The sequence below is a fragment of the Streptomyces sp. NPDC056948 genome, assembly GCF_042674225.1.
GTDB classification, from domain to species: Bacteria; Actinomycetota; Actinomycetes; order Streptomycetales; family Streptomycetaceae; genus Streptomyces; species Streptomyces purpurascens.
In genome coordinates, this window is record NZ_JBHUQX010000195.1 from 1 (window position 1) to 16,468 (window position 16,468).

The following is a 16,468-nucleotide window of genomic DNA, read 5'->3' on the forward strand; positions in this document are numbered from 1 at the left end:
CCTTGTCGTTGTTCCACATGAAGTTGCAGTTGTCGCGGTAGACGACGTTCTTCGTGTCGGAGTCGGACCCGTTGCCGCCGCGCAGCTTCACATAGTCACCGGGCTGCAGCGTGTGGCTGGCGGTGAAGGTGAACTTGTTCCCCGCGGCGTCCTTGACGACGTACCCCTTGAGGTTCACGGTCGTCGACCGCGAGTAGTTCTCGATCGTCAGGTACTCCTCGTCGGTGTTCCCCGAAGAGCAGCTGTTCGAGTCGCGTCCCGGAGCGTCGTACTGGATGCCGCGGATCTTCAGTGCGGAGCTGTACTCGGCGGCCTGGGCCGGAACCGCCGTCAGGGCGGTCAGGGCTCCGGCAACGGCCGCCGTGGTGGCGACAAGGCGTATGTGCATGGACGTTCGTCCCCCCTTGCAAGGCCCTCACGTGAAGGCCATGTGATGATTCGGTGAAGCATCCGGATCGTACACGCTTCAAGCACGCATAAGGGCGGGTCCGGTGACATTGCCACCGGACCCGCCCCACAGGCGTACAGGACGGGCGTCAGGCGCCGCTCGCCCGCAGCATGTCCTCGCGCTCGACGAGCTTCACGCGCTCGCGGCCTTCCGGCTCACCCAGCGCCTTCTCCGCGGCGTCCAGCTTGTACCAGCCCTCCCAGGTGGTGAAGCGGACGTTCCGCTCGGCGAGGAACGCGTCCACGGCCTCGGGAGCGGGGGTGGCGGGCGTCTGCAGCCGGCCGTTCGCGTAGTCGTCCAGCAGGTTGGACACCGTCTCGTTGGCGTCGCCCTTGGTGTGCCCGATGAGGCCCACGGGGCCGCGCCGGATCCAGCCGGTGACGTATGCGGACTGCAGGTGCTCGCCGGACTCCTGCATGACCCGTCCGCCCTCGTCGGGGACGGTGCCGGAGTCGATGTCCCAGGGCAGCTTGGGGAGTTTGTCGGACAGGTAGCCCACCGCACGGTAGACCGCGCCGATGTCCCAGGTGTTGAAGGTGCCGGTGCCCTTGACGTTGCCCGTGCCGTCGAGCTCCGTGCGCTCGGTGCGCAGACCGACGACCTTGCCGTCCTCGCCGAGGACCTCGACCGGCGACTCGAAGAAGTGCAGGAAGAGTTTGTGCGGCCGGTCGCCGGCGTCGCGGATCGCCCAGTTCTCCAGGGTCTTGGCGACCATGTCGGCCTGCTTGTTGCCGCGCCGGGTGGCGATCGAGCCCTCGTCGTAGTCGATGTCCTCGGGGTCGACGATGACCTCGATGTTGGGGGAGTGGTCCAGCTCCCGCAGCTCCATCGGGCTGAACTTCGCCTGCGCCGGGCCCCGGCGGCCGAACACGTGGATCTCCTTGGCCCGGTTGGACTTCAGACCCTCGTAGACGTTCGCGGGGATCTCCGTCGGCAGCAGCTCGTCCGCCGTCTTGGCCAGGACGCGCGCGATGTCGAGGGCGACGTTGCCGACGCCGAGCACGGCGACCTTCTCCGCCTCCAGCGGCCAGGTGCGCGGCACGTCGGGGTGGCCGTCGTACCAGGACACGAAGTCCGCGGCGCCGTACGAGCCGTCGAGCTCGATGCCGGGAAGGGACAGCGCCCGGTCGGCCGTCGCGCCGGTGGCGAAGATCACACCGTCGTAGAACGCGCGCAGGTCGTCCAGGCTGATGTCGGAGGGGTAGTCCACGTTGCCGAAGAGCCGGATCTGCGGCTTGTCGAGGACCTGGTGCAGGGCCGTGATGATGCCTTTGATCCGCGGGTGGTCGGGCGCCACGCCGTAGCGGATCAGTCCGAACGGCGCCGGCATGCGCTCGAAGATGTCGATGGACACACCGGGGTCGGCGGCCACCTCGGACTTGAGCAGGGCGTCGGCGGCGTAGATCCCGGCGGGGCCGGATCCGACGATGGCTACCCGCAGGGGGCGGGGCATGGTCAGGTTCCCTTCGAGCGGCGACAAGCGATCTCGTCGGGAAGCCTAAACTAAGGCAAGCCTAAGTCGGTACGGGGGTCCGGTCTATGAGCTCATAAGCCAACTTTATGAGCACCTCCAAGTGCCGCTTATGGCAGCGGCTGCTCCGCCCAGATCACCTTCCCGGCAGGCAGATAGCGCGTCCCCCAGCGTTCCGCGAGCTGTGCGACGAGGAACAGGCCCCGCCCGCCCTCGTCCGTCATCGTCGCGTACCGCAGATGCGGCGAGGTACTGCTGCTGTCGAACACCTCGCAGATCAGGTTGCGGTCGCGCAGCACCCTTACATGGATGGGGCCGCCGCCGTACCGGAGCGCGTTGGTGACCAGCTCGCTCAGGATGAGCTCGGTACTGAACGACAACTCGTCCAGCCCCCACTCGGTGAGCTTCCGGGTGACCGCCGCCCGCACCTCGCCCACGGCCGCCGGGTCGGCCGGCACCGGCCACTCGGCGACCTGCTCGGCGGCGAGCGCCCGGGTGCGCGCGACGATCAGGGCGATGTCGTCGCTGGACCGGGCCGTGAGCTGCGAGTCCAGCACGACCCGGCAGGTGTCCTCCGGGGACTGACCGGCCCGGCCCAGTGCGTCGCGCAGCATCTCAAGACCGACGTCTATGTCCCGCTCCCGGTCCTCGACCAGCCCGTCGGTGTAGAGCACGAGCCGGCTGCCCTCCGCCAGCTCCAGCTCCGCCGTCTCGAACGGCAGACCGCCGAGCCCGAGCGGGGGACCGGCGGGCACCTCCGGGAACTCGACACTGCCGTCGGGGTGGACCAGCGCCGGCGGGGGATGCCCGGCCCGCGCGACGGTGCAACGCCGGGAGACCGGGTCGTAGACGGCGTACAGGCAGGTCGCGCCGGTGACCGGGGCGCTGCCGTCCTCCTCGGTCTCGTCCTGGTCGATACGGCCGACCAACTCGTCCAACAGGGCAATGAGTTCGTCCGGCGGGAGGTCCAGGGCGGAGAAGTTGTGCACGGCGGTCCGCAGCCGCCCCATCGTGGCCGCGGCGTACAGCCCATGGCCGACGACGTCCCCGACCACGAGCGCGACCCGGGCCCCCGACAGCGGCAGTACGTCGAACCAGTCGCCGCCCACTCCGGCCTGCGCCGGCAGATAGCGGTAGGCGATCTCCAGCGCCCCCTGCTCGGGCAGGTTCCGGGGGAGCAGACTCCGCTGGAGCGTCACGGCCATGCTGTGCTCGCGGGTGTAGCGGCGCGCGTTGTCGATCGAGACGGCGGCCCGCGCGACCAGCTCCTCCGCCAGGACCAGCTCGTCCGCGTCGAAGGGCTCCGGCTTCTCGGAGCGCCAGAAGCTCACCACGCCCAGCACCAGGGTGCCGGCCCGCAGCGGCACGGTGATCAGGGAGTGGATGCCGTACTCCACGATCTGCGCGGAGCGCTCGAGGTCCTGTGCCTGCCAGCCGGGGGCCTCACTCAGCCGGGGCTCCAGGACGGCCCGCCCCGTGTCGAGGCTGTGGCCCTGCGGAGAGGACTCGACGAACCTGATCCGCTCGCCGACGGGGTAGAGCGGAGCGTCCTTGCGGATCCCGCTCAGCGCCGTACGGCTCAGCGCGGCCGCCGCGTTCGGCTGCCCGCCGCCCAGCACCGCGTCGAACAGGTCCACGGTGACGAAGTCGGCGAAGCGGGGCACGGCCAGCTCGGTCAGCTCCTCCGCGGTACGGGTCACGTCCAGGCTCGTCCCGATGCCCACGCCGGCGTCGTACAGCATGTTGAGCCGTTCCCGCGCGGTCTCGGCCCGGCCGGACAGGGCACGCAGCTCCGTGGAGTCGCGCAGCGTGGCGACGCTGCCGGGCGGGCCGCCCGCACTCTCCGTGGTCCGCTGGTTGACGGCCAGGAGCCGGTCCCCGACGAGGTGCACCTCGTCCGTGGCGACGCGCCCGGAGGCCAGCAGGTCGGCGGTGCCGGGGTCGAGCCCCAGGCCGAGGATGTGCCGGCCCTCGGCGTCGGCGGGCAGGCCGAGCAGGCGGTGCGCCTCGTCGTTGGCGAGCAGCAGGGTGCCCGAGCCGTCGAGGATGAGCACGCCCTCGCGGACGGCGTGCAGCACGGCGTCGTGGTGTTCGTACATCCGGGTCATCTCGTGCGGCCCGAGCCCGTGGGTCTGGCGCAGCAGCCGACGGCTCACCAGCGCGGCGCCCGCCGTCGCCAGGGCGAGGGCCACCGCGGCGGCGGCCAGCACGAGCGGCAGCTGACGGTCGGCGGTGCCGCCGACGTTCTCGGTCGTGATGCCCGCCGACACCAGGCCCACGACCCGGCCGTCCGGGTCCTTCACCGGCACCACGGCCTGCACGAGGTGGCCGATCGTGCCCTCGATCTCCTCGGTCACCGACTTCCCGGCCAGCGCGGGCGCGATGGTGCCGACGAACTGCTTCCCGATGCGGTCCGGCTTGGGGTGGGTGTAGCGGATGCCGTCGGTGTTCATGACGACGATGAAGTCGACCTTCGACTGCTCGCGGGCGGCCTCGGCGCGCGGCTGGAGCACAGCCGTGGGATCGGGGCCTTCCAGCGCCGCGACCGTGCCCGGCGCGTTGGCGAAGGTCTCCGCTACGGCGAGCGAGCGGTTACGGGCCTCCTGAGTCGTGTCGTGCCGCACCTGCAGCACCAGCGCCACCACCGCGGCCACGACCAGCAGCAGCACGATCACCACGACCAGCAGGAACACCTGTCCGGCGACGCTGCGTCCGCCCACGACCGACCGCAGCCCCGCCATCGGATGCCACCGCGACGAACCCGCCTCCCGCCGCTGCCGTGCGGACGGCGCAACGCCGGGCCGCAGGGGCGATCGAGTCCCGGATCGACCCAAGAGTCGGACCATGTGCCATGTCTACACTGCCCGGCCCCGTCAGGCGAGGGGCATCACCCATGGTGACAAGGGGCCCTCACGGTTTCGTCACGTCTCCCGGCGCCCGCCATGAGCACCCGGGAGCCGTCTCCGGCCGGGCACGCACACTCACCTTGGCCCGATCGGAAACCTTCCGCAAAATCTCCGCGGCCTCTCAGGACCTCGGGTCTCAGGTACCCAGGGAGCGCGCGAGCTCGTTCGTGGCCCGGGCGATCTCCGTGTCCTCGTCGTCCATCAGCCGGCCCAGCTCGCCGCGCCGGGCGCGCACCGCTTGGCGCGCCGCGCGCTCCCACACCACCGGGTTCTCCCGATGGTTCAGCAGCTTCGGATAGACGGCGGCGGTGCTCTCCCACTGCCGGGCGTCGGCGATGTTCTTGAGCAACTGGATGATCTGAGCACGGCAGGACACCTGCGGCAGCTTCGCCAGCTCCCACAGGAACGGAACCGTGGCGGCGGTGGCCTGCTCCACGACGAAACCGAACTGACAGATGCGTTTCCGCAGGTCGTCGAGTGCGGATCGGGCCGTGTCGGGGTCACCCCAGGCGATGCCGTTGAGCAGGAGGGGAATGGCCGCCGCCGAACCGGTGGAGTCCTGGATGTCGCCCCACGGCACGCGGTCCAGTGCCGTGAGCGGTGTGGCCCGGGCCGCTCCGGCCGGGATGTCGGGGCGCTGTGGGCGCTCGCTGCTCGGGTGTTCCGTCGAAGCGCTGCGCATGGCGAGGGGCCTTTCCGCGGCAGTCGTGTCAGAGGGGTGGACAGGCCGACAACCTGACCCGAACCGTCTTGCCCGCCGGAGGACAGGGGGTCCAGCCCCACTCCTCGGACAGGGCGTCGACGATGCACAGGCCCCGGCCGTGCTCCTCGAGAGGGGAGCCGGCGGGCGCGTGCACGGGCGGATGGTCGTCGGGGTCGGAGACGGTGACCAGCAGGTGGGTGGGATTCAGGCGGAACCCGAGCCGGACCTCCGGCGCACTCGATGTCCCCGGCGCCGCGTGTGTCGCGGCGTTGGCGGTGAGCTCGGTGATGACGAGGGTCGTGTCTTCGCAGCAGTGGTCGAGCGACCAGATGTGCGGGCCGGGCGGGAGACCGTGGCTCGTGCCGGATGCGCTCGCGTGTGCCGCAGCCTCACTCGGCGGCCGGAGCACGTGCTGCGCAGGTGATGACACGGCATCTCCCCGATGCGACGTCAGGACGCGGCGCCAGCCCAGGGGTTGACGCCGCAGCTATTATCCACGCTGACGGCGCTCGCGTGCAATTGCACGAGAAATTGCGTGAAAATCAAGCCGTTATGGGTACGCAACCCGGGACGAGTGCGGCCGAGGGGCGCGGCCGGTCTCGGCTGACGGCCGGGCACACCGTGCGCGGCGGGGTACGAGAACAGCGAGGAGACTGCGGTGCCACCAGTGCAGAACGGAGTGCGGGCAAGCATGTTGGACGCCTGCTGGATCAAGAGCCGGCACAGCAACGCCGAGGGCAACTGCGTCGAAGTCGCCCCGCTCGTCGACGGCGGGATCGCGATGCGCAACTCCCGTGATCCCGACGGGCCCGCGCTCGTCTACACGGCGGCGGAGGTGGCGGCGTTCCTGGCCGGCGCCAAGGACGGCGAGTTCGACCACCTGCTCTGAAGGGGGCGGGTGCGATAGGGTAAATCGCCCTTGTGTCTGGTCTGCTGGGAGTCAGGATGTCCGCCGCGTCGCATCGCATCTCCCGTCTGGAACCCTACCTGGACAGGCCGGAGCCGGCGCCGACTCTGCTGAAGATGCTGGTCGGTGTGCAGCTCGCAGGCTTCCGTGAGGACGCCGGACTCGCCCAGGACCAGGCGGCGCGCGCTGTCGGATTCAGTCCCGCGAAGCTGTCCCGCATCGAGTCGGGCAAGGGCCGCCGCCCGCCGACGGAGAACGACGTCCGTGCGCTGCTGCAGCTCTACAGCACCGACGACTACGAGATGTCGGTGCTGCTCAAGCTGCTGCAACGGGCCGGCGAGCCGGGTTGGTGGCAGCGGTACGACAAGCGGCTGATGCCCGAGTGGTTCGACCGGCTGGTCGGACTCCAGGAGGCAGCCGCCACCATCCGTACCTTCGAGATCCAGTACGTGCCGGGCCTGTTGCAGACGCCCGCCTACACCAGGGCCGTGGTGGAGCGCGGCCTGCCGAACGCGCCGGCCGGCGAGGTGGAGCGGCGTGTCGAACTCCGCAAGCACCGGGCCCGGTTGCTGCTGCGGCAGGAGGCACCGCAACTGTGGGCGGTCATCGACGAGTCCGTGCTGCTGCGCGTCCTGGGCAGCACCGACGTGATGCGGGAACAGCTCACGCACCTCGCCGAGATGGCCGAACGGCCGAATGTGACGGTGCAGATCGTGCCGCTGAGCGTCACGAACGCGTCGGCGCCGGCCATCCCGGTCACGTATCTGCGCTTCGGCGGCCTCGACCTGCCCGACGTGGTCTACCTGGAGCACATCAGGAGCGCGAACTTCCTCGAGGACCGCGACGAGACGGAGGAGTACCGGATCGCGCTGGACCGGCTCGCGGACGAGGCGCTCAAGCCCCGGGACTCCCTGGAACTGCTGCGTCAGACGATGGAGCAGCGCTACCCGTGACATGAGGGTGCCTCTCGCGGGACGACCGGCGTCCTACGAGAGGCACTTCAGCGCGAGGCACTTCAGCGCGAGGCACTTCAGCGCGAAGCGCTTCCGGGAGAGGCGCGCCCGCTACTTCTCCAGCGGAATCCGTCCCACGCCGCCGAACTCGATCCACTCGTGAGTGAGCTGACGCGGCGCCACCTCGGTGTCCGGACGCCAGGTGGACACCTCCACGAGGCCCGGCCTGAGGATTTCCAACTCCTCGAAGTACGTCTCGACGTCCTTCGGCTCCCGCACGCGGCCCCAGTGCCCCTGGGTGGCCTGGTCCATGAAGTTCGTGACGAAGTCACGGACCTCGGCATCCTCGCTGACAAGCTGGCACAACACCAGGAAACTGCCGGGCGCGAGCCGCTCCCGGACGCGGCGGGCCACCGCGAGCGGCCCGTCGGTGTCGCTGTCCGGGATGCAGTGGAACACCGAGTTGAAGAGCACGCACACCGGCTCGGAGAGGTCGATCAGCCGCTTGGTGTCGGGGTGGTCGAAGATCACGTCGGTCTCGCGCATGTCCGCGTGGATCACGGTGGTGCGCTCGTCCTGTTCCAGCAGAGCACGACCGTGGACCAGCACCATCGGGTCGTTGTCCACGTACACCACGTGGGTGGTGGGGTCGATGCGCTGGGCGACCTGGTGCACGTTGTCCTGCGTCGGCAGGCCTGAGCCGTGGTCCAGGTACTGCCGGATGCCGTACTCCTCGGACAGGGTCCGCACGACGCGCTGGAGGAAACGCCGGTTGTTGAGGGCCAGGCGGCGCGTGCTGGGCACGACCTTGTCCAGTTCCTCGCACGCGGCACGGTCCGCCGCGTAGTTGTCCTTGCCGCCCAGGTAGTGGTCGTACATGCGCGCTGCCGTCGGCACGGTCGCGTCGATCTCGGTGGACAACTGCTTCTCGGAGTGCATCGTTCCCCCTGCAAGGCGCCGCGCCAACGGACTGGCTGGACAGGAAGTACATCCTAGGGAGCGGGAGTTGGGCGGTGCCAGCCTCTCGGCGCACATGCCCCCGATCGAACGACAAGCCGATGATCTCCGACCGGGCCGTCACGGCCGCTGCGCGGCGATCATGGCCCGGTACCAGTGGTAGCTGTCCTTCGGCGTCCGCTGCTGCGTGGCGTAGTCGACGCGGACGATGCCGAAGCGCTTGTCGTAGCCGAAGGCCCACTCGAAGTTGTCGAGGAGAGACCACACGTAGTAGCCGCGGACGTCCACGCCGGCGTCCATCGCGGCCCGCAGCGCCGTGAGATGGTCGCGCAGGTAGGCGACCCGGTCACTGTCGTGGACGGCCCCGTCGGCACTCACCTCGTCGTCCTCCGCCGAGCCGTTCTCGGTGATGTGGAGGGGCGGCAGGGCATCGCCGTAGCGCTCCTTGAGTCCCACCAGCAGATCCGTGAAAGTGCCGGGTGCGACGGGCCAGCCCATGGCGGTGTGCCGCACCCCGGGCAGCCGTACCTCCTCGTAGCGGTTGTCGGTCGCCACGCGCAGCGCCGGGTCGCTCTCGCGGTACGGGGAGTCGGCGACGACGATCGGCCGGTAGTAGTTGATGCCGACGAAGTCCAGCGGCTGGGAGATCAGCTCCAGGTCGCCGTCCCGCCGGAAGTCCTGGGCGGTGATCAACTCGCCCCAGGTCTCCTCCTCGGCGGCCGGGTAGCGGCCCGCCAGGATCGGCTCGGTCCACACCAGGTTGTGCAGGGTGTCGGCGCGGGTGACGGCCGACCGGTCGGCGGGGGAGTCGGTGGCGGGGAGGTTGCGGTCGACGTTGAGGGTGATGCCCGCCTCGCGTACGCCGGCCGCCCGCAACGCCTGTACGGCCAGGCCGTGCCCGACCAGCAGGTGATGGGCCGCGGCCAGCGCGCCCCGGCCCTCGCGGGCACCCGGGGCGTGCCGGCCGACGGAGTAGCCGAGGAAGGCACTGCACCACGGCTCGTTGAGGGTGATCCAGCGCGGCACCCGGTCGCCCAGATGCGCGGCGACGACGGACGCGTACTCGCCGAACCGCTCGGCGGTCTCCCGTACCCGCCAGCCACCGCGGTCCTCCAGGGCCTGCGGCAGATCCCAGTGATAGAGCGTGGCCGCGGGCTCGATGCCGGCCGCGAGCAGTTCGTCGACCAGCCGCGAGTAGAAGTCCAGCCCCTTGGGATTCACCGGCCCGGACCCGTCCGGGACGATACGCGGCCAGGCGATCGAGAACCGGTAGGAGTCCACGCCCAGCTCGCGCAGCAGCGCCACGTCCTGCGGATACCGGTGGTAGTGATCACAGGCGACATCGCCGCTGTCCCCGTTCGCCACCAGGCCGGGGGTGCGGCAGTAGGTGTCCCAGATCGACGGCCCACGGCCGTCCTCCTGCGCCGCACCCTCGATCTGATACGAGGCGGTGGCGGCCCCGAACGCGAAGCCGGGCGGAAAACTCGGGAAGTCAGTCATGCCCTCAACGATGCCCTGTCCTCCTCCTCGGTCGTGCACTTTACCGAAATCCGAAATGGTGATCTGGTAATAGTCGGAATTGGTGGAGGATCGAGAGGGTGTACGCGGCCGCTATTCTCACCGGACCGGGCCGATTTTCCAGGAGATGACCATGGACGATTACTACGACCTCGGCACCTACAGCCGTCCCGTCACCACGTCCTCTTCCGCAGCTCAGCTCTGGTTCGATCGCGGTCTGATGTGGACGTACGCCTTCCACCACGAGGAAGCCGTCGCCTGCTTCGAAAAGGCCGCGGAGGCCGACCCGGAGTGCACGATGGCGTATTGGGGCATCGCCTACGCGCTCGGGCCGAACTACAACAAGCCCTGGGAATTCTTCGACGATGACGAGTTGGTACGGACCGTCGAACGCACCCACACCGCCGTCGAACGGGCCCACGACAAGGCCGTCCGGGCCACCCCGGTCGAACAGGCACTGATCACCGCGCTGCGCGCCCGCTATCCGCAGTCGGAAGCCGTCGAGGACTGCTCGATCTGGAACGAGCCCTACGCGGACGCGATGCGCGCGGTGTACGAACTGGCACCCCACGACCCTGACATCGCCACCCTCCACGCCGACGCCCTGATGAACCTCACCCCGTGGCAGCTCTGGGACCTGAGGACCGGGAAGCCGGCCGAGGGCGCCCGGACCGTGGAGGCCAAGGCCGTACTGGACGGCGCCCTCGCCACCGATGCCGGCGTGGGGCATCCAGGGGTGCTGCACCTGTACATCCACCTGATGGAGATGTCCCCGACGCCGGAGCAGGCCCTCACCGTCGCGGACCGCCTGCGCGGCATCGTGCCCGACGCCGGGCACCTGCACCACATGCCCTCGCACCTCGACGTCCTGTGCGGCGACTACCGCCGGGTCGTCGCGGCGAACAGTGACGCGATCGCCGTTGACGAGAAGTACCACCGGCGCGCCGGCGCGATGAACTTCTACACCCTCTACCGGGCGCACAACTACCACTTCAAGATCTACGGGGCCATGTTCCTCGGCCAGGCGCAGGTCGCCCTCGACACCGCCGCTGAGCTGGAAGCGGCCATCCCCGAAGACCTGCTCCGTGTGCCGAGCCCCCCGATGGCCGACTGGCTCGAAGGCTTCCTGGCCATGCGCGTCCACGTGCTGATCCGCTTCGGCCGCTGGACCGACATCCTCGCCCTGCCCGCCCCTGCCGACCCCGAGTTCTACTCGGTGACCACCGCCATGCGGCACTACGCCCGCGGCGTCGCCCTCTCGGCCACCGGCGAGGTCGGCCCCGCGGAGGCCGAGCGCGAGCTCTTCCGCGAGGCGGTGGGCCGGGTGCCCGAGACGCGGATGCTGTTCAACAACACCTGCCACGACATCCTCGCCATCGCGTCGGCGATGCTGGACGGAGAGCTCGAATACCGCAGGGGCAACCACGACCTCGCCTTCGCCGCCCTGGAGCGCTCCATCGAACTGGACGACAACCTCCCCTACGACGAGCCGTGGGGCTGGATGCAGCCCACCCGCCACGCCTACGGCGCACTGCTGCTGGAACAGGGCCGCGTGGCGGAGGCCGAGGCCGTCTACCGCGCGGACCTCGGCCTCGACGCCACCCTGCCCCGTGCCCTACAGCACCCCGGCAACGTCTGGTCCCTGCACGGCTTCCACGAATGCCTGCTCCGGACGGGTAAGACCGGCGAGGCGGCCCTCGTCGCCCAGCAGCTCAAGATGGCGACCGCACTGGCCGACGTCCCCGTCGAGGCGTCCTGCTTCTGCCGCCTGGAAACCGGGCCCGGCCCTCAGACGGACGACGCGTGCTGCCACTGACCGGCCGGACCCGGCAGGATCACGGCCGGCGCAGGCCCGCACGCTACAGCGCCCTGGTCATGACCTGCCCGAATCGGCGGTGGGCGACGGCCGGGTTGCCGTGGCGTCCGTGACAGCGGTCAGGTCGCGGTCCAGGGTCTCCGGCGCCATGCGGGCGGCGACGAGGCTGATGACCATCATGAGCGTCATGTAGGCCGCGACGGGGATCCACGATCCGGAGAACGCCGTGAGCAGGGAGGCGCAGATGAGTGGAGCGACACCGCCGCCGAGGACCGAGGAGAACTCGCGGCCCAGGGTGACGCCGGCGTACCGGTAGCGGCTGCCGAACAGCTCGGGGAAGTAGCTCATCTGCACGCCGACCGCGCCCTGGCCCGCCAGGACGAAGCCCACGATCATCGTCACCGTGATGGCGACCGGCGACCCGGTGTTGAGCGCGATGAACGACGGACCGGGAAGCAGCACCAGCGCCAGGAGGATCGCGGAGTACACGGGCTTGCGCCCGACGCGGTCCGAGAGGATGCCGAACCCGATGGCACCGATACCGCCGCAGGCAGCGCCGATCATGAGTACCTTCGGCACGAGCGAGGCGTCCACACCGACGCTGGAGACCAGGTACGAGGCCATGAAGACCTGGTAGGTGTACGACTGGGCGCTGACGCCGACGTTCATGAACAGGGCGAGCAGCATGGGCCTGCGGCCGTGCCGGAAGACCTCGCCGACCGGTGACTTCGGCTTCTCGTGCTGCTCCTTGAACTCCTGGAACACCGGGCTCTCGGTGAGCCGGCGGCGGATGACCAGGGCGGCGAGGGTGACCAGCAGGCTGCTGCCGAAGACCAGCCGCCAGCCCCAGCTCATCAGGGCGTCCTCCGGCAGGCTCTGCGCGAGCATCCACGCGACCGCTCCGAGCAGCGTGCCCAGGGCGGCACCGGTCATCACCAGGGAGGCCAGGCGCCCGCGTCGTCCGGGCGCCGCGGTTTCTGTGAGCAGTGTGGCGCCGCCGGCCTGTTCGGCGCCCGCCCCGAAGCCCTGGAAGAAGCGACAGGCGACGAGCAACGCGGGTGCCAGCAGGCCGACTTGGGAGTACGTCGGCAGCAGGCCGATGGCGAGGGTGGAGCCGCCCATGAGGAGCAGCGTGGCGACCAGGACCCACTTGCGGCCCAGCCGGTCGCCGTAGCGGGAGAAGAACAGGCCGCCCAGCGGGCGGGCCGCGAATCCCACGGCGTATGTGGCGAAGCTGGCGAGCAGGGCGACGGCCGGCGAGACGTCGGGGAAGAACAGGTGGCCGAAGACCAGGGCCGACGCCGTGCCGTAGATGACGAAGTCGTACTGTTCGAGGGCGGTGCCGATGAGCCCGGCCCAGGCGGCCCGGCGGACCGCGGCGGGGTCCGTGGCCGGGGGCTCGGCAGGTGCCGACGGCGGAGTCGGCTCATTCGTCAGGGATTCGGTAGGAGTGTCCATCATCCATGCCTCCTTGGATGGGGATGGCCTCAGAACGCTGGGGGACGTCGAGGTGCGGCTCTGAGAGGAAAGGCTCTGAGAAGGGCTCCAAGAGGGGCCGTGCTTCAGCCGGCTGTGCCGCCGGGGCGGAGGACGACCTCAGCTAGGGCGAGCGCGGTGCGGAAGGCGTGCGCGGAGCGGAAGGCGGTGCCGGTGCCGAGGTCGATGTCCCAGCGCTGAAGATGCTCCAGCGGCAGTCCGTCCAAGGACGGCGGTGCCTGGCTGACGACGGTCGCCCGGGCGGCGGGCCGCAGGGCGCGGCCTGGTCGTGCTGGAAGCGGAAACTGACACGGTCTCACGTCCTTGTGAGGGGAGCGGGACGGGCTCAGGTGCCTGGCGGCGGCTCCGAGTCCATGGCTTCGGCCGCGGCACCTGCCGCCGTGGCCGTGCCGTGCCGTACGAGGACGCCGATGAGTTCGGCGACCCGCTCGGCGAAGGCGGGGTGTTCGGCGAGACCGCTCCCCAGCAGACCGGTCTCGATCACGGCGGTCACGAAGTCGGGTACGGAGGCGGTGCTTTCGGCGATCTCCTGGAGACGGCCGCGCGCCGGGTCCGCCATGGCGGCGGACTGCGGCCCCGCGTCGAGACCCGGTGGCGGTGCCATGCAGCACAGATACGCGGCGACCGTCAGGGCGAGGTGATGAGGCATCCGCCCGGCCCGCAGCCGGAGGAGTGCCGGTTCCGGGACCCGCTGGCGGAGCTTGACGGAGCCGTCGGAGCCCACCTGCCGGGTGCGATGGCCCAGTGCGGAATTGGCCCAGCGGCCGAAGAGCTGCGCGACATAGGCGTCGAGGTCGATGTCGCCGGGGACGGTCAGGCTGGGGAGGTACTCGTCGTGCAGCACCCGGTGCGCCGCCTCGGAGATGTGAGGTCGCGCGATCGCCTCGGGGATGGTCGCCCTGCCGTCCAGTGCGCCGAGGTAGGCGATGAGCGAGTGGGTGCCATTCAGTAGACGGAGCTTGAGCAACTCGTACGGCGTGACGTCGTCGGTGAAGAGCGCCCCGCCGTGCTCCCAGCCGGGCCGTCCCGCGGCGAAACGATCCTGCATGACCCACATGCTGAACGGCTCGGCGGGGACGGGGATCTCGTCCCGCACCCCGAACCGCTCGGCGACGGTGGCCCGGTAGGCGTCCGTCGTGGCCGGCACGATCCGGTCCACCATGGTGTCCGGGAACGTCACGCTCGCGTCCAGCCACGCGGACAGCTCGTCCCGCTCGGCTGGAGGCAGTGCCTGGACGAACTCCCCGACCAGCCGCGCGGTCTGGGAACCGTTGGCCGCCAGGTTGTCACAGCTCAGCACGGTCACCGGGGTCGCGGACGAGCGCAGTCGGCGCTGCAGGCCGCGTACCACCTGGCCGATCGTGGTGCGCGGGGGAGTGTCGCCGCGCAGATCGGCCCGTACGTCGTCGCGGTCGAGATCGAGGTGTCCGGTGCGCGGCGAGAAGGTGTAGCCGTGCTCGGTCACCGTGAGGGAGACGATCCGGGTGCGCGGGGCCGCGATGGCGGTGAGGACGGCGTCCGGGTCGTGCGCCGCGACGAGTGCGCCGGTGTGCACCGCCGGCACGGTGAGCCGCTCGCCTTCCGGGGATATCTCTACGACGGAGTAGCGGTGGTCCTGTGCGCGCAGCGCGTCGGCGACGGCGGCGGAGCGGCTCGCGACGCCGAGGATTCCCCAGGGGCCGTCGGTGTGTGCCAGCGCGGCAGCGGTGTGGACGGCCTGATGGGCCCGGTGGAAGTTGCCGAGCCCGAGGTGCACGATGCCGGTCTCGGCGACTGTGCGCCGGTGCAGCAGCGCGCGCTCCGGGACGGTGCCGGAGCCCAGGCGGGGCAGCGGTGTCGTCGTCGTCATCTCACCAGTCCGTCATCGAGCCGTCGCGGCGGCGGGCCACCGGCAGGTAGGCGGGCTCGTACGGGAATCGCGCCGCCAGTGTCTCGTCGACCTCGACGCCGAGTCCGGGGGCGTCGCCCGGGTGCAGATACCCGTCGGCGTACCTCCAGTCGTGCCGGAACACCTCGTGGACCAGCGGTTCGTAGCCCATGTACTCCTGGATGGCGAAGTTCGGAGTGGCGAGACCGACGTGCAGGGACGCGGCGAGTGCCACCGGGGAGACGTCGGAGGGTCCGTGCGGGCCGAGCTTGATCTGCCAGACCTCGGCCAGCGCGGCGATGCGCCGCAGATGGCTGATCCCGCCGGCGTGGGTGACACACGTCCGTACGTAGTCGATCAACTGCTCGGTGATGAGCGACTGGCACTCCCAGACGGTGTTGAACACCTCGCCGATCGCGAGCGGGGTCGTGGTGTGCCGGCGGGTGTGCCGCAGTACTTCCTGGTTCTCCGCCGGAGTGACGTCCTCCAGCCAGAACAGGTCCACCTCCTCCAGCGCTTTCCCGAGGCGCGCGGCCTCGTTCGGGGTGAGCCGGTGGTGGGAGTCGTGGAGCAGGTGGAGTTCGGGGCCGACATGCTCCCGGACCGCGGCGAGCACTCCGGGCGCGTGCCGTAGATAAGCCGCCGTGTCCCAGACCTCCACGCTCGGCGCGGCGCCCCGCCCGGCGGGTTCGTAGCTCGCCCCCGCAGCCGTGCTGCTCACCCCGTAGACCGTGTCCAGACCGGGCACGCCCATCTGTGCCCTGACCGCCAGGAAGCCACGCTCGCGCTGCGCGTCCACGGATTCCAGCAGCTCCGGTACGTCCCAGCCGGTGGCATGCGTGTACGTCAGCACGCGGTCGCGGACCGGACCGCCGAGGAGTTGGTGCACGGGCTGACCGGTGGCCTTGCCCTTGATGTCCCACAGGGCCAGGTCGACCGCGCCGATGGCGGTCATCGTGACCGGGCCGCGCCGCCAGTAGACCCCGCGGTACAGGTACTGCCAGGTGTCCTCGATCCGTGCCGGGTCCCGCCCCAGGAGCAGGGGTGCGACATGGTCGCGCAGATAGGAGGCGACGGCGAGTTCACGGCCGTTGAGGGTGGCGTCGCCCCAGCCCGTCAGCCCCTGCTCCGTCGTGATCTTGAGGGCGACGAAGTTGCGGCCGGGGCTGGTGACGACGACCTCGGCGGCGACGATGGTGTCCGGCTTGCTCATCGGGCCACCGCCACGATGTTGTCGAGGCTCTGGCCGAGCGCGAGCCGGCGGATGTTGGCGGTGATGTCGTCCGAACGCCGGGCGAAGGTGTGCCGGGACAGCCCGGACGAGTGCGGCGTCATCAGCACGTTGGGCAGCGATCCGAACGGGTACCGGCTGGGCTGCTGTCCGGTCCGGCTGCCCGACGGATAGTCGTACCAGACATCGAGAGC

General features: G+C 70.3%; 14 protein-coding genes and 1 pseudogene. 3 read left to right on the forward strand and 12 right to left on the reverse strand.

Features of this window, described 5'->3' with window-relative positions; translation table 11 throughout:
* The 5 genes from ACFTZL_RS24400 to ACFTZL_RS24420 all read right to left on the reverse strand — a co-directional run.
* On the reverse strand, positions 1–388 hold a 388-nt coding region (locus ACFTZL_RS24400; protein ID WP_382586572.1), incomplete at its 3' end, for a lamin tail domain-containing protein.
* A 148-nt stretch (positions 389–536) separates the two neighbouring features.
* Positions 537–1,901: an FAD-dependent oxidoreductase gene (locus ACFTZL_RS24405; protein ID WP_382586574.1), complete on the reverse strand. Its 1,365-nt coding sequence runs from the start codon at positions 1,899–1,901 to the stop codon at positions 537–539.
* 128 nt (positions 1,902–2,029) lie between these two features.
* Complete coding sequence (locus ACFTZL_RS24410; RefSeq protein WP_382586577.1) at positions 2,030–4,660, reverse strand: SpoIIE family protein phosphatase; 2,631 nt, start codon at positions 4,658–4,660, stop codon at positions 2,030–2,032.
* A 301-nt stretch (positions 4,661–4,961) separates the two neighbouring features.
* On the reverse strand, positions 4,962–5,507 hold the full coding sequence (locus ACFTZL_RS24415) for a hypothetical protein (protein ID WP_382586580.1): 546 nt from the start codon (positions 5,505–5,507) through the stop codon (positions 4,962–4,964).
* Positions 5,508–5,535: 28 nt separating this feature from the next.
* A complete protein-coding gene (locus tag ACFTZL_RS24420) occupies positions 5,536–5,958 on the reverse strand; it encodes an ATP-binding protein (protein WP_382586583.1) in 423 nt (140 codons plus the stop codon).
* Positions 5,959–6,186: 228 nt separating this feature from the next.
* Between ACFTZL_RS24420 and ACFTZL_RS24425 the strand changes: the two genes are divergently transcribed.
* The gene (locus ACFTZL_RS24425) at positions 6,187–6,417 is read left to right on the forward strand and encodes a DUF397 domain-containing protein (protein WP_189727436.1); all 231 of its coding nucleotides are present in this window, start codon (positions 6,187–6,189) and stop codon (positions 6,415–6,417) included.
* A gap of 56 nt (positions 6,418–6,473) precedes the next feature.
* On the forward strand, positions 6,474–7,388 hold the full coding sequence (locus ACFTZL_RS24430) for a helix-turn-helix domain-containing protein (RefSeq protein ID WP_382586586.1): 915 nt from the start codon (positions 6,474–6,476) through the stop codon (positions 7,386–7,388).
* Positions 7,389–7,499: 111 nt separating this feature from the next.
* Here ACFTZL_RS24430 and ACFTZL_RS24435 read toward each other — a convergent pair whose 3' ends face one another.
* Both ACFTZL_RS24435 and ACFTZL_RS24440 read right to left on the reverse strand, forming a co-directional pair.
* Entirely contained in the window at positions 7,500–8,327 is an 828-nt protein-coding gene (locus tag ACFTZL_RS24435; protein WP_382586588.1) for an SAM-dependent methyltransferase, read from the reverse strand.
* Positions 8,328–8,465: 138 nt separating this feature from the next.
* Positions 8,466–9,845: a GH1 family beta-glucosidase gene (locus tag ACFTZL_RS24440; protein WP_382586592.1), complete on the reverse strand. Its 1,380-nt coding sequence runs from the start codon at positions 9,843–9,845 to the stop codon at positions 8,466–8,468.
* A 151-nt stretch (positions 9,846–9,996) separates the two neighbouring features.
* Here ACFTZL_RS24440 and ACFTZL_RS24445 point away from each other — a divergent pair, with 151 nt between their 5' ends.
* Entirely contained in the window at positions 9,997–11,679 is a 1,683-nt protein-coding gene (locus ACFTZL_RS24445; protein WP_382586595.1) for a hypothetical protein, read from the forward strand.
* Between the two features lie 57 nt (positions 11,680–11,736).
* Here the strand turns inward: ACFTZL_RS24445 and ACFTZL_RS24450 are convergent, their stop codons facing one another.
* The 5 genes and pseudogenes from ACFTZL_RS24450 to ACFTZL_RS24470 all read right to left on the reverse strand — a co-directional run.
* A complete protein-coding gene (locus ACFTZL_RS24450) occupies positions 11,737–13,140 on the reverse strand; it encodes an MFS transporter (protein WP_382586598.1) in 1,404 nt (467 codons plus the stop codon).
* A 101-nt stretch (positions 13,141–13,241) separates the two neighbouring features.
* Positions 13,242–13,382 carry a hypothetical protein gene (locus ACFTZL_RS24455; RefSeq protein ID WP_382586601.1) on the reverse strand — a complete coding sequence of 47 codons (141 nt, stop codon included), beginning with the start codon at positions 13,380–13,382 and terminating at the stop codon, positions 13,242–13,244.
* A gap of 119 nt (positions 13,383–13,501) precedes the next feature.
* A complete protein-coding gene (locus ACFTZL_RS24460; RefSeq protein ID WP_382586604.1) occupies positions 13,502–15,025 on the reverse strand; it encodes a mannitol dehydrogenase family protein in 1,524 nt (507 codons plus the stop codon).
* Position 15,026: 1 nt separating this feature from the next.
* Entirely contained in the window at positions 15,027–16,256 is a 1,230-nt protein-coding gene (gene manD, locus ACFTZL_RS24465; RefSeq protein WP_382586607.1) for a D-mannonate dehydratase ManD, read from the reverse strand.
* Positions 16,253–16,468 (reverse strand): annotated as a pseudogene (locus ACFTZL_RS24470) (hydroxyacid dehydrogenase); the annotation flags it as partial. The gene manD and the pseudogene ACFTZL_RS24470, both read right to left, overlap by 4 nt.